Annotated in this window: 15 protein-coding genes; 14 read left to right on the forward strand and 1 reads right to left on the reverse strand. The window is 40.8% G+C overall.

The features are described from left to right. From spoIIIAE to AC52RT_RS14645, 4 genes are all read left to right on the forward strand, one after another. Positions 1-846: stage III sporulation protein AE (gene spoIIIAE, locus AC52RT_RS14630; RefSeq protein WP_495541424.1), on the forward strand; the 846-nt coding region annotated here is incomplete at its 5' end. 13 nt (positions 847-859) lie between these two features. After that, complete coding sequence (spoIIIAF, locus tag AC52RT_RS14635; RefSeq protein WP_495541425.1) at positions 860-1,489, forward strand: stage III sporulation protein AF; 630 nt, start codon at positions 860-862, stop codon at positions 1,487-1,489. Next, positions 1,473-2,141, forward strand: coding sequence for a stage III sporulation protein AG (gene spoIIIAG, locus AC52RT_RS14640; RefSeq protein ID WP_495541426.1), 669 nt, complete (start codon positions 1,473-1,475; stop codon positions 2,139-2,141). Before spoIIIAF ends, spoIIIAG begins: the two co-directional genes overlap by 17 nt. Positions 2,142-2,155: 14 nt before the next feature. Then, positions 2,156-2,719: a SpoIIIAH-like family protein gene (locus tag AC52RT_RS14645; RefSeq protein WP_475731594.1), complete on the forward strand. Its 564-nt coding sequence runs from the start codon at positions 2,156-2,158 to the stop codon at positions 2,717-2,719. A gap of 218 nt (positions 2,720-2,937) precedes the next feature. Here the strand turns inward: AC52RT_RS14645 and AC52RT_RS14650 are convergent, their stop codons facing one another. After that, a complete protein-coding gene (locus AC52RT_RS14650) occupies positions 2,938-3,072 on the reverse strand; it encodes a hypothetical protein (protein ID WP_495541427.1) in 135 nt (44 codons plus the stop codon). Between the two features lie 29 nt (positions 3,073-3,101). Here AC52RT_RS14650 and accB point away from each other — a divergent pair, with 29 nt between their 5' ends. The 10 genes from accB to AC52RT_RS14700 all read left to right on the forward strand — a co-directional run. Then, a complete protein-coding gene (gene accB, locus AC52RT_RS14655; RefSeq protein ID WP_495541428.1) occupies positions 3,102-3,584 on the forward strand; it encodes an acetyl-CoA carboxylase biotin carboxyl carrier protein in 483 nt (160 codons plus the stop codon). A gap of 13 nt (positions 3,585-3,597) precedes the next feature. Then, positions 3,598-4,950 (forward strand): acetyl-CoA carboxylase biotin carboxylase subunit, encoded by a 1,353-nt coding sequence (gene accC, locus AC52RT_RS14660; RefSeq protein ID WP_495541429.1) that lies wholly within the window; start codon positions 3,598-3,600, stop codon positions 4,948-4,950. A 27-nt stretch (positions 4,951-4,977) separates the two neighbouring features. Continuing rightward, positions 4,978-5,391 (forward strand): Asp23/Gls24 family envelope stress response protein, encoded by a 414-nt coding sequence (locus AC52RT_RS14665; RefSeq protein WP_040373423.1) that lies wholly within the window; start codon positions 4,978-4,980, stop codon positions 5,389-5,391. Between the two features lie 373 nt (positions 5,392-5,764). Further along, positions 5,765-6,154: a transcription antitermination factor NusB gene (gene nusB / locus AC52RT_RS14670; RefSeq protein WP_495541430.1), complete on the forward strand. Its 390-nt coding sequence runs from the start codon at positions 5,765-5,767 to the stop codon at positions 6,152-6,154. 123 nt (positions 6,155-6,277) lie between these two features. After that, complete coding sequence (gene folD / locus AC52RT_RS14675) at positions 6,278-7,141, forward strand: bifunctional methylenetetrahydrofolate dehydrogenase/methenyltetrahydrofolate cyclohydrolase FolD (protein WP_495541431.1); 864 nt, start codon at positions 6,278-6,280, stop codon at positions 7,139-7,141. A 636-nt stretch (positions 7,142-7,777) separates the two neighbouring features. Next, positions 7,778-9,124, forward strand: a complete 1,347-nt coding sequence (xseA, locus tag AC52RT_RS14680; RefSeq protein ID WP_495541432.1) for an exodeoxyribonuclease VII large subunit — start codon at positions 7,778-7,780, stop codon at positions 9,122-9,124. 2 nt (positions 9,125-9,126) lie between these two features. Continuing rightward, a complete protein-coding gene (xseB, locus tag AC52RT_RS14685; protein ID WP_040373426.1) occupies positions 9,127-9,360 on the forward strand; it encodes an exodeoxyribonuclease VII small subunit in 234 nt (77 codons plus the stop codon). Then, complete coding sequence (locus AC52RT_RS14690; protein WP_495541433.1) at positions 9,360-10,253, forward strand: polyprenyl synthetase family protein; 894 nt, start codon at positions 9,360-9,362, stop codon at positions 10,251-10,253. Before xseB ends, AC52RT_RS14690 begins: the two co-directional genes overlap by 1 nt. Positions 10,254-10,522: 269 nt before the next feature. Beyond that, a complete protein-coding gene (dxs, locus tag AC52RT_RS14695; RefSeq protein ID WP_495541434.1) occupies positions 10,523-12,415 on the forward strand; it encodes a 1-deoxy-D-xylulose-5-phosphate synthase in 1,893 nt (630 codons plus the stop codon). Positions 12,416-12,419: 4 nt separating this feature from the next. Further along, positions 12,420-13,120, forward strand: a 701-nt coding sequence (locus AC52RT_RS14700) for a TlyA family RNA methyltransferase (RefSeq protein WP_495541435.1), incomplete at its 3' end; no start/stop codon positions are given.

Below are 13,120 nucleotides of genomic sequence, written 5' to 3' on the forward strand. Positions count from 1 at the left end.
ATATTTAGTATGTTTCTACAATCACTGCAAAATGCCTTTGAACAAAGCTCAATCAGTAAGGTTGCGTATTCTATCGTTTATATGGTGTTAATCATACTAGCTCTCAACAGCTTTCATGTTGCCATTCAATATACGACGGAGACCATTGATAAGATGATTGCCTTTTTGATGGCCATGATTCCCTTGCTGTTAGCACTCGTTGCTTCTTCGGGCGGGATCATTTCAGCAGCTTTTTTCCATCCAGTACTGATTTTTTTGATGAATACGAGCGGTATTCTGATTCAATACGTAGTCCTTCCAATGCTCTTTTTGTCAGCCATCCTTAATATTGTCAGTACACTCACTGAGCAGTATAAAGTAACCCAGCTTGCCCAGATGCTTCGGAATTGGGCCATTGGCCTTCTTGGCGCTTTCATGACTATTTTTTTGGGCGTGATTTCTGTTCAAGGATCAACCTCAGCAGTAGCGGATGGCATTACGATTAGAACGGCTAAGTTTGTAACAGGAAACTTTATACCCGTTATCGGAAGGATGTTTACAGATGCTACGGATACGGTCATTAGTGCCTCGGTCTTATTGAAAAATATGGTGGGGATGGCAGGTGTAGCAGTACTGCTGTTAATCGTCGTTTTTCCAGCACTAAAGATTTTAACCCTCTCTCTCATTTATAAATTGTCAGCGAGCCTATTACAGCCCTTAGGAGGGGGGCCAGTCATCAAATGTCTCGATATCATCAGTAAGAGCATGATCTATATTTTTGCAGCGCTGGCTATTGTCTCAATGATGTTTTTCCTTAGTATTACGATCATTATTGCGGCTGGTAATATCACCTTAATGGTCAGATAGGGGGAGAGCTTTTTTGGAATTTATAACGGGCTGGGTTACGAATATTATCCTTTTTGTCCTTCTAGCAACAGTCATTGATATGCTGCTTCCAAGCTCAGCCATGCAAAAATATGCCAAAATGACAATTGGTTTACTGTTAATCGCCGTTATTCTATCTCCAATTCTTGAATTGTTTAACAAGGACTTTGAAGGATTGCTAACGGTGGTCACTAAGGATTTTCAAAATGGAGAAGGAAATAATCTCGAAAATTTAACAGAAATAAAGAAAAAAGAAATACAAGTAGAGCAAGATGCATATATTTTAAAAAAAATGGCTGTCCTATTGAAGACAGGTGTCGAAGAGGAGTTGATAGATAAGTATCAAATGGAAATAGCAGAGATTGATATTAAAGGAGAGCAAAAGGGGCAGACAAGGACACCGGAGGATCTAGATTTACAAAAAATTACGCTTGTACTTGTTGATGCGAAAGAAAAGGATGAAGTGGTGGAAGCGGTAGCGAAAGTAGAAATAAATACAAAAAGACAAGTTGATCAATCCTCTGAAGCTGAAAGAGTAAAGGGATTTCTTGCAGACCAATGGTCGGTCGATGAGGAAATAATTGAAATAGCCGGGAAAAAGGGGGGCAATGGTGTTGAAAAATGATAAAGGCCCATTCGCATGGATCACCCGCCTTTTAAAGCCAAAAGAAGAGGAAGGCAAGGAAAAGAAACCGCCGATGTATCTGTATGCAGTGGTTGTCCTGCTCCTCGGAACCGGAATAATGATTGCAGGAAACGTTATTAATACCGACCAGCCCCCCTCAACGAATGATACTGCTGCATCTGTTTTTAATCAGAATGAGACGGAGGAAGATGTGGAGGTATTCAGTAAAAAGGGGAATACAGAATTTAAAAACCCACGAGATTATGAGGTGTATTTGCAAAATGAAATGAAGGACGCTCTTGAATCGATTGCTGGGGTCGAGGATGCGAAGGTTGTAGTCTATGTCGAGGCATCAGAAAAAAATATCTATGAGAAAAACAAAACTACGCAAAGACAAGTAACAGATGAAACGGATCAAGAAGGCGGTAAACGCACTGTAGAAGATACCTCCGTGGATGAGCAGCTTGTTATCATCAAGAACAGCGATAAAGAAGGACCAATCATATCTGAAACTAGAAAGCCTAAGGTGAGTGGTGTTTTGGTGGTAGCAAAAGGTGCTGACAACATTCAAATCAAAAAATGGATTATTGAAGCAGTGACACGTGCTTTGGATGTCCCAAGCCATCGGGTTTCTGTTTTACCTAAAAAATAAGGGGGAATTTTACAATGTTATTGAAAAAACAAACGGTGTGGTTATTAACCATGTTAAGTCTAGTTGTCGTATTGTCCGTTTATTATTTGACATCGCCTGAACAGCAAGGAACAAATATGGCTGTGACTGAACAAGAGCAAGAAAAAGAAAAAGAGCAAGCGGTTGAAAAAACGAAAGAAAATGGATCATCAGAAGAAAAAGCCCAAGTTACGATTTCCTCTGGTGATGACGAATTTGCAGCTATGAGAATTGCCATTGATGAAGAACGTTCGAAACAAAGTGAAAAATATGATGCAGAAATGGGTAAAGGAGATATGTCTTCAGAAGATATTAATAAAGCCTATGATGCAATTGAACAAATCAGTGAGGCTAGAATTTCAGAAGAAATCCTCGAAACAACGATTGTCTCTTCATTGGATTTAGAAGCGGCTTTGGTTCGGATTGAAGGCAGTGATGTAAATGTCTTGGTAAAAGCAGATGAATTATCAAAAGAAGCGGCGAATGAAATTGTTCAACTAGTAGACAGTGAAGTAAAAAATGCGCAAAATGTTGTCGTTGAACATCAACCAAAAAAATAATTTTAATTTAAACCGCAGAGGGCTTACTAGGCCTAGCGGTTATTTTTTTTGCTTTCATGTATACTATTATCTGGTTAATGCTTGTTGGAAACCTTTATAGGATGGGCTGGAGTTGAAGAAATGGCCGTCAAATGATTCTCAATTTTCGAAATAAGAGGTAGAATATATAAAGAAAGTAAGTAAGCGCTTTATTTGCATTAGGTTGAATGTTAGGGTGGTCATACCGTATGATAATAGTAGCTGGTCATGATTATTTTTGATAAAGTATTAAATAGAACCAGTGTTAGTAAATATGTATGGCGGATGGCCGTACTGACCAAATGCAGGTAAGCTGCACTTTCTAAACCAACCAATATTAAAAATAGGACAAGGGCTGCCAAGGATGTTGAAAGTACAGGAAATTCGAGAAATTATTAAATTAGTTGACCAATCAAGCATTACTGAATTTGTATATGAACAAGAAGGAACAAAAATTAAAATGAAGAAAACGGGTGCTGATCAGCCTGTGCAAATCATAAAAGAGGTGCCGGCAGCAATAGCGGTTCCAGAACCTGTTAAGGAAGTTAAACCAGCAGGACAGCCGCAAGCAGAACCTGAAGTAAAACAAGAAGCACCAAATACGAATTTACATACAATCACTTCACCGATGGTCGGCACTTTTTATGCTTCTCCATCGCCGGAAGAAGATAACTACGTATCAAGAGGTTCGAAAGTGAAAAAAGATTCAATTGTATGTATTGTTGAGGCAATGAAGTTATTTAATGAAATTGAAGCTGAAGAAAACGGGGAAATCGTTGACATACTTGTTAAGGACGGACAATTAGTAGAATATGGCCAAGCATTGTTTACAGTAAAGGCTGAATGAGGAGTTGTTCTAAATGATTAAGAAAATATTAATTGCTAACCGGGGAGAAATTGCTGTACGGATTATACGCGCCTGTAAAGAATTAGGAATCGAAACGGTAGCCGTTTTTTCAGAAGCTGATAAGGAAGCATTGCATGTTCAGCTTGCTGACGAAGCGTATTGTATTGGTCCGAAATCATCGAAGGACAGTTACTTAAATATTACCAACATCATTAGTACGGCAAAGCTTACAGGCACGGATGCGATTCATCCAGGCTATGGTTTTCTAGCAGAAAATGCGGACTTTGCAGAACTTTGCCGGGAGTGCAGCCTTATTTTCATCGGACCTAGTCCAGAGGCTATCTCGAAAATGGGTACAAAAGATGTGGCTAGAGAAACCATGAAGGATGCGGGCGTCCCAATTGTGCCTGGTTCAAAAGGAATCATTAAAGATTCTGCCGAAGCGCTAGAACTGGCAGAGAAACTTGGGTACCCGGTCATTATTAAAGCTACAGCAGGCGGCGGCGGTAAAGGAATTCGGGTTGCTAGGGATGAACAGGAGCTGGTTAAGGGTATTAACATTACCCAGCAGGAGGCTGCAACAGCTTTTGGTAATCCTGGCGTCTACCTGGAGAAATTTATTGAGGACTTCCGTCATGTTGAAATTCAAGTGATGGCTGATAATCATGGAAATGCGATTCATTTAGGTGAACGGGACTGTACAATTCAACGTCGTCTGCAAAAGCTAGTTGAGGAATCCCCATCACCCGCTCTGGATGGAGAAATCCGCCAAGAAATGGGACAAGCTGCCGTCAAAGCGGCCCTTGCTGTTGATTATTCTGGTGCAGGTACGGTAGAATTTATCTATGATTATAAAAATCGTAAGTTTTACTTCATGGAAATGAACACTCGAATCCAGGTCGAGCATCCTGTAACAGAAATGGTAACAGGTGTAGATTTAATTAAAGAACAGATCCGAGTTGCCTCAAATGAGAAATTATCACTTTCTCAATCAGATGTTCAATTTAACGGCTGGGCAATTGAATGCCGGATCAATGCAGAAAATCCTGAAAAGAATTTTATGCCTTCTGCAGGAAAAATCCAGATGTATCTGCCGCCAGGCGGATATGGAGTAAGGGTTGATTCCGCAGCCTATCCAGGTTATGTGATTCCACCCTATTACGATTCTATGATCGCAAAATTAATTGTACATGCACCGACCCGCGTCGAAGCAATTAACAAAATGAAGCGCGCATTAAGTGAATTTGCTATTGAAGGAATTCACACAACAATTCCTTTCCATAGTAAGCTTCTGCAGCATGAGCAATTCGTGTCAGGTGAATTTAATACAAAATTTCTTGAATTATACGATGTAATGGACTCATAATGTAAGGTAGACGGGAGGTGCTTTTGAATGAGTGAAAATGAAAACCGTATGTTAGAAATGAGCGGTCATTATGACGGCCTTGGAAAAGTGGAAATTGCTCCAGACGTAATCGAAGTAATCGCAGGAATTGCTGCGAGTGAAGTCGAAGGCGTTGCCCATATGCGTGGTAACTTTGCTTCAGGTGTTGTTGAGAAGCTTGGGAAAAAGAATCACGGTAAAGGCGTCAAGGTTGATTTAGGTGAAGATGGCATTAAGGTCGATCTATATTGTGTCATGAAATTTGGTATCTCGATTCCAAAGGTTGCCCAAGAGGTTCAGGATAACATTCGTGAAGCGTTGTTAAATATGACTGCGCTGGAAGCGGAAGAAGTCAATATCCATGTTGTCGGCATCCAGTTCGATAATGGCAAACAAGAACCAGAATTTGAACAAGAAGTGTAACCGTTCTGAATTCTTTCAGACGTTGCATCAAAAATGAAAACCCGGCGTATGCCGGGTTTTTTGTATGGGAAAATGGTGAAATATGTGTTCCGCTGATTAAAGTGAAGCGATATGAGGCATACAAAAGGTAAGGAAACCAAAAGTTATTTCTTACTTTTAGGTTTCTCAAATGATAAATTTCTGATAGAGTATAAAGGATGAGTTAACATTTGAAGGATAGCAAATGGTTCTTTTTTTACAGGTTTTACTAATTGCGTGCAGTAGTATAAGAGTGAAAAAAGGTTAATTCTTAATATTTAACGTATTTCTTGGTTTATTGTTCGTCTTTGCTATCATTTTCATATATAATAGTGGATATAAAAGGAGTTTAACAATGAAAAGAAGAACAGCACGTGAAAAAGCCCTTCAAGCGGTATATCAAATTGAAATCGGAAAAGGAGAAATTCAAGATGCGATAGAAAGCGTATTGGATGGCACCCCGAACGATCAATATTTAGAAAAGCTTGTAAAAGGTACGGAAGAAAATAAAGAACAAATTGATCAAATTATTACGGAAAACCTTGAAAACTGGAAAATGGAACGATTGGCGAATATTGATCGAAATCTGCTTAGGATTGCAGTTTATGAGATGCAGTATTGCGAAGATGTTCCAGTCAGTGTAGCAATGGATGAAGCGATTGAAATCGCAAAAATTTACGGTGATGACCAATCTAGCCGCTTTGTTAATGCAGTCCTATCGAAGGTGAAAGACAAGCTCGTTTAACATTCTACACTCTCCAATCAATTCTTTACCTGTAGGATTGTGAATGAATTAATGATATTGCGGCGCCGAAGGCTCACTGAAATTTGCGTTTCTATAACAACTAATTTTAGGAGTGATCGGCTTATGACAGCTAAGATAATTGATGGAAAAGAAATTGCTCAATCAGTAAGAAATGAGCTGCGTTTAGAAGTGGATCAGCTTAAACAAGATGATATAACCCCAGGTCTCGCGGTTATCTTAGTCGGCGATAATCAGGCTTCAAAAACCTATGTTGCCAATAAGCAAAAAGCCTGCAAGGAAATTGGTATGTATTCCGTCCTAATAGACTATCCCGAAACACTTTCACAGGAAGTGCTGGTTGCTAAGATTAAGGAATTGAATGAAGATGAAGCCATTCATGGTATTCTCGTTCAACTTCCGCTTCCTGCCCACATTGATGAAACAGCCATTATTGAAGCTATTTCACCTGAAAAGGACGTAGACGGTTTTCATCCGATTAATATTGGCCGCATGATGACTGGTCAAGATGCTTTTCTGCCATGTACGCCATACGGTGTGATGGTCATGCTGGAACATATCAATTGTGAGATTGAAGGCAAGCATGTAGTTGTTGTCGGCCGCAGCAATATTGTCGGAAAGCCTGCCGGACAATTGTTCCTTAATAAAAATGCCACCGTCACATATTGTCATTCTCGGACTAAGGACCTGAAAGCAATTACCAATCAGGCAGATATACTAGTCGTTGCAGTAGGAAAACGAGATATGATTACAGCAAGTCATGTGAAGGAAGGGGCAATCGTCATCGATGTCGGCATGAACCGGAATGACCAAGGCAAGCTGTGCGGAGATGTCTCTTTTGACGAAGTAAAAGAAAAAGCTTCTTACATTACACCGGTCCCTAAAGGGGTAGGTCCGATGACCATTACCATGCTTTTGAAAAATACCGTTAAATCGGCAAAGAAAGCGGCTTTTACAGGAGTAAAGTAACCTAAACCATTTGTTGAAACGTCAAAAAGAGCTTATACCTGTAAAAATACAGCGTAAAAATTAGAAGAAGCTGTTCTCTTGTTTTATAATAACTAGAGACAGCTTTTTCTGTCTGTACGCATTTAGAATAAGCAAAATGATCGCAGATAAATCAGGTCCCAGTGTGGAAAAGAAGAGTGCCTCAAGAAGGCAAAGAGCGCCATCAGAGTCTCTCCCTATAACATCTGTAGCAGGGCGAGACGCTTCCGGATTTTTTAAGTAGTCTAGCAGCAGCGTCTTGCTCCCTGTGGAAAAGATGAGTGCCTCGGAAGGCAAAAAGCGCCATCAGAGTCTCTCCCTATAACATCGGTAGCAGAACAGACGCTTCCGCTTTCTGATTTAGTCTAGCAGCAGCGTCTTGCTTCCTGTGGAAAAGAAGAGTGCCTCGGATGGCAAAGAGCGCCATCAGAGTCTCTCCCTATAACATCTGTAGCAGAACAGACGCTTCCGCTTTCTGATTTAGTCTAGCTGCAGCGTCTTGCTCCTTGTGCAAAAGAAGAGTGCCTCAGGAGGCAAAAAGCGCCTCCGGAGTCTCTCCCTATTTGCTTCAGGAGCAGAACAGACGCTTCCGCTTTTTTAATACAAAGGAGTTTTTTTATGGATAGTTTAAAATATTTGAGTGTTTCGGTTTGGACGAAGTATATAAAGCGGAAGTTCGATGCGGATCCTCATTTGCAGCAAGCTTACATAAAAGGGGAAATATCGAACTTTAAGCAGCATTCGAGCGGACATATGTATTTTACGCTTAAGGATGAAAAGGCGAGGCTTCTTGCGGTTATGTTTTCAGCGCATAATGGCAGTTTAAAGTTCATGCCTGAGAATGGAATGAAGGTTCTTGTTCGAGGCGACATCAGCGTGTATGAACAAAGCGGTCAATACCAGCTGTATGTCAAAGCAATGACTCCGGATGGAGTGGGCGATCTATATACGGCTTATGAACAATTGAAAAAGAAGCTTGAGAAAGCTGGCTTGTTTGCACCCCTTCATAAAAAAACACTTCCGCTGTATCCCAAATCAGTTGGGGTCATCACTTCGCCGACAGGGGCAGCATTACGAGATATTCTAACAACTATTAAGCGTAGATATCCGATAGCAAGAGTGATTATTTATCCAGCACTGGTTCAGGGGACCAACGCGGCGCCATCCGTCGTAAAGGCAATTAGCACCGCAAATGCACGTGATGAAGTTGATGTCTTAATCATCGGCCGGGGCGGCGGCTCCATTGAAGAACTTTGGGCTTTTAATGAGGAAATCGTTGCGAATTCAATCTATGATTCAGACATACCCATTATCTCAGCAGTCGGCCATGAGACTGATTTCACGATTGCTGATTTTGTCGCTGATTTACGGGCTCCTACGCCTACTGCAGCAGCCGAACTAGCCGTGCCGCATTTAAATGAAATTATGGAAAGACTATTAAATCGAAAAAATAGACTTTCCAGAGCGATTCAGGAAAATGCTGCTGCACAAAGAACCAGGCTTGCCCGTTTAGAAAAATCCTATGCATTCCGCTATCCGCGCAAAATGTATGAACAGAAACTTGAACAGCTGGATAAAGCGAATGAAAGGCTTCAGAGAGGAAGCAGTAAGTACTTTTTACAGAAGCGCGAAACATTGCAGCGCTCCACTGCGATTCTTCAAAAACAGCATCCTGAACAACAAGTAGTTCTTGCTAAGGAACGGTTACTTGCTCATAAAAAGATGCTTACTCGTTTGATGGAAGCCAGTATGAGACAGCATACACAGCAATTTCTACATCTTAATTCAACCCTCTCTGCCTTAAATCCATTAAATATTATGGACCGGGGTTACGGCTTGATTTTTACGGGAGACGAAGAATTAGTGAAAAGTACAAAGCAGGTATCTACAGGTGATACGATTGCTGTTCAGATAAAAGATGGAACCCTTGAATGTAAAATTGAGAAGATAGAGGAGCGGAAATGATTATGGCAAAGAAAGAAGAAGTAACATTTGAACAAGCAATGGAAGAGCTTGAAAAAATTGTTGAGCAGTTAGAAGAAGGCGATGTCCCATTAGAAGCTGCCATTACAATCTATAAACAAGGGATGGATTTGTCGAAGCTTTGTCATCAAAAATTAAAAACGGTAGAAGATCAATTGACTCAAATTCTTAAGGAAGACGGCGAGCTTGACAGCTTTGCAGTTCAGGAGGAAGAATAATGAGTACTCATACGCTCGCGACCTATTCTGCTGAACATAAGGCCTTAATTGAAGAAAATATGATTCAGTTCATTCAAGACTTACAAGCACCTGAATCGTTGAAAGAAGCGATGGTGTATTCGCTCCAGGCTGGTGGAAAACGGATTAGACCCCTTTTCGTTTTCGCTGTCATTACCGCGTTTAAAAAAGATTCGAAAATAGGCATTCCTGTGAGTGCAGCTATTGAAATGATTCATACTTATTCATTAATTCATGATGATCTGCCTAGCATGGATGACGATGATCTTCGCAGAGGGAAGCCGACCAATCATAAAGTGTTTGGGGAAGCTCATGCGATTCTTGCTGGTGATGGGTTACTGACGTACAGCTTCCAGTTGGTGGCTGAAATGAATCATCCTGACGTGACGAGTGATATGAAATTGAAGTTGATTCGCTTGATTGCACAAGCAGCTGGTGCTGAAGGGATGGTCGGCGGACAAATCGCTGATATGGAAGGCGAAGAGAAACAGCTTAGTTTAAAGGAACTTGAATATGTACACGAACATAAAACGGGAAAACTATTATCTGCAAGTGTTCTGGCTGGAGCAATTCTATCTGAAGCGAATTCAAAACAGCTGGCACTCCTAGAAGTATTTTCTTATCATTTGGGATTAGCTTTCCAAATCCGCGATGACATTTTAGATGTGGAAGGCGATGAATCAGTCATCGGGAAACCGGTTGGAAGTGATGAAGGCAACCAAAAGAGCACCTATCCTGCGCTTCTCACGATGGATGGAGCCAAAGAAAAACTAGCTTACCACATCGTGCAGGCGCTCACAGCTTTGGAACAGACAGGGATTGATACAGAGCTTTTAATTAGTTTAACCAAAATGATTGCTGTTCGAAATCATTAATCGACAAAATTTGTCTAGAAAATGCGATTATGGTATACTCAGGGTAAAAAAATGAGTAAAATAGGGAAAGCAAAGGGTTGCAGTTCTAATGAAAAACTGTTTAACCTTTATGATATAATGAATGCGAAGCCGCCGGAAACTTGTGTGTCTCGGCGGCTATTTTTCGAGTAGTCGAACTTAAGCATGAATACGAGACGAAAGACGAACCATAAAAAATTTTTTTCTAGTAGATATTTGCTGGAAAAATGATAGAAAGTGAGTGATCCTGATTGGATCTTCTAACTATAAAAGACCCTTCATTTCTAAAAAACCTAACGAATGACCAATTAAAAGAATTAAGTGCAGATGTAAGAAAGTTCTTAGTTGAACAGCTTTCGGTCAGCGGCGGACATATTGGTCCAAACCTTGGAGTCGTTGAACTAACAATTGCTCTTCATAAAGAATTTAACAGTCCTGAGGACAAAATTATCTGGGATGTTGGTCATCAATCATATGTTCATAAAATATTGACAGGACGTGCCAGCCAATTTGATACCTTAAAGAAATATAAAGGGCTGTGCGGTTTTCCAAAAATGAATGAAAGTGAACACGATGTCTGGGAAACTGGTCATAGTTCTACATCACTTTCTGCTGCAATGGGTATGGTAGCAGCTCGTGAAATTAAAAAAGAAAAAAATTATGTACTTCCTGTTATTGGTGATGGTGCGTTAACCGGGGGTATGGCACTTGAAGCTTTAAATCATATTGGCTCTGAACAGAAAGATATGATTGTCATTTTGAATGACAATGAAATGTCGATTGCGCCAAATGTCGGTGCACTTCATAGTGTGCTCGGACGATTGAGAACGGCTGGTAAATATCAGTGGGCTAAAGATGAATTAGAAATGTTCTTGAAAAAGATTCCAGCAGTTGGCGGTAAGGTTGCGGCTACAGCAGAACGACTTAAGGATAGTATGAAGTATTTGCTCGTATCCGGAGTTTTCTTTGAAGAACTTGGCTTTACGTATCTTGGACCTATTGATGGTCATAACTACGAGGAACTATTCGAAAACTTACGATATGCAAAAAAAACCAAAGGTCCCGTTCTTTTACATGTAATTACGAAAAAAGGAAAGGGATATTCTCCTGCTGAATTGGATCGTACAGGTAACTGGCACGGAACAGGTCCATATAAAATCGAAACAGGTGCTTTTGTTAAGTCACCCGTTAAGGGTCCAGCATGGAGCTCACTTGTGAGTGACACGGTCCTGAAATTAGCTAGAGACGATGAGCGTATTGTGGCGATTACACCTGCCATGCCTGTTGGATCAAAGCTTGAAAAGTTTGCCAGTGAGTTTCCAGAACGGATGTATGATGTAGGAATTGCCGAGCAGCATGCCGCTACATTTGCAGCAGGCTTGGCTACACAGAAAATGAAGCCGTTTTTAGCTATTTATTCTACCTTCCTGCAGCGAGCCTATGACCAGCTCGTGCATGATATCGCCAGACAGAACCTGAATGTATTTATCGGTGTTGACCGTGCCGGACTAGTTGGAGCGGATGGGGAAACTCATCAGGGTGTATTTGATATCGCCTTCCTGCGTCATCTGCCGAATATGGTTGTTATGATGCCTAAGGATGAAAACGAAGGACAGCATATGGTTAATACAGCGATTAAATATGATGACGGCCCAATTGCTATGCGTTTTCCAAGAGGAAACGGATACGGAGTCCCAATGGATGAGATGCTAAGAGAAATCCCAATCGGCAGCTGGGAAGTGTTACGTGAAGGTACAGATGCAGCTATCTTGACGTTTGGGACAACCATCCCGATGGCATTAGAGGCTGCGGAACGGTTAGCGAAAGATGATATTTCTGTAAAAGTGGTCAATGCACGATTCATTAAACCGCTTGATTCAGACATGCTGATTGAATTACTTCAACAAAAAATGCCAATCCTAACAATTGAAGAGGCGATTCTTCAAGGCGGTTTCGGGAGCGCGGTTCTAGAATTCAGCCATGATCATGGTTTCTCAGGAGCAGTAATTGATAGAATGGGAATTCCAGACCGGTTTATTGAACATGGCAGTGTGGATGAACTATTAGCGGAAATTGGAATGACCGTAGAAGATACAGTTAACAAAATAAATCTGCTTACACCAAAAAAGCAAAAAAGGGCCTGACATAATGAAAGTTAATAAAGAACGTCTTGATGTATTACTGGTTGAAAAAGGATTAGCAGAAACACGAGAAAAGGCTAAGCGAATGATTATGGCTGGGCTTGTCTATGCAAATGAAGAACGTCTCGAGAAACCCGGCGAAAAGGTACCAGTAGATTATGAGCTGACGATAAAAGGAAAAGTAATGCCGTATGTATCAAGAGGCGGATTAAAGCTTGAAAAAGCCTTAAAGGTATTTGATTTGTCTGTAGATGGGAAGATTCTTTTAGATATCGGCTCCTCCACAGGCGGCTTTACCGACTGTGCACTACAAAATGGTGCAGTGATGTCATATGCTTTAGATGTTGGGTACAATCAGCTGGCCTGGAAGCTTCGTCAAGATGAGCGTGTGAAGGTAATGGAAAGAACCAATTTTCGCTATGTAACACCTGTGGATTTAGATGGAGAAATGCCTAATTTCTCAAGTATAGATGTCTCATTTATTTCCTTGAAATTAATCCTGCCAGTCCTAAAAACATTACTTGTTCCCGGCGGAGATGTTGTGGCACTCGTTAAGCCTCAATTTGAAGCGGGTAAGGATCAAGTAGGAAAAAAAGGCATCGTACGTGAACCTAAGATTCACCAAGCTGTTATGAAAAAAATCATAGACTTTTCTTTGCAGGAAGGCTATGACGTTTTAAATGCCTCCTACTCTCCAATTACAGGCGG

The sequence above is a fragment of the Peribacillus sp. genome, from assembly GCF_059453735.1.

Excerpts from the sequence above, each read along its gene's own strand:
- spoIIIAG (WP_495541426.1), top strand. The coding sequence starts at position 1,473 with ATGGTGTTGAAAAATGATAAAGGCCCATTCGCATGGATCACCCGCCTT.
- AC52RT_RS14645 (WP_475731594.1), top strand. The coding sequence starts at position 2,156 with ATGTTATTGAAAAAACAAACGGTGTGGTTATTAACCATGTTAAGTCTA.
- accB (WP_495541428.1), top strand. The coding sequence starts at position 3,102 with ATGTTGAAAGTACAGGAAATTCGAGAAATTATTAAATTAGTTGACCAA.
- accC (WP_495541429.1), top strand. The coding sequence starts at position 3,598 with ATGATTAAGAAAATATTAATTGCTAACCGGGGAGAAATTGCTGTACGG.
- AC52RT_RS14665 (WP_040373423.1), top strand. The coding sequence starts at position 4,978 with ATGAGTGAAAATGAAAACCGTATGTTAGAAATGAGCGGTCATTATGAC.
- nusB (WP_495541430.1), top strand. The coding sequence starts at position 5,765 with ATGAAAAGAAGAACAGCACGTGAAAAAGCCCTTCAAGCGGTATATCAA.
- folD (WP_495541431.1), top strand. The coding sequence starts at position 6,278 with ATGACAGCTAAGATAATTGATGGAAAAGAAATTGCTCAATCAGTAAGA.
- xseA (WP_495541432.1), top strand. The coding sequence starts at position 7,778 with ATGGATAGTTTAAAATATTTGAGTGTTTCGGTTTGGACGAAGTATATA.
- xseB (WP_040373426.1), top strand. The coding sequence starts at position 9,127 with ATGGCAAAGAAAGAAGAAGTAACATTTGAACAAGCAATGGAAGAGCTT.
- AC52RT_RS14690 (WP_495541433.1), top strand. The coding sequence starts at position 9,360 with ATGAGTACTCATACGCTCGCGACCTATTCTGCTGAACATAAGGCCTTA.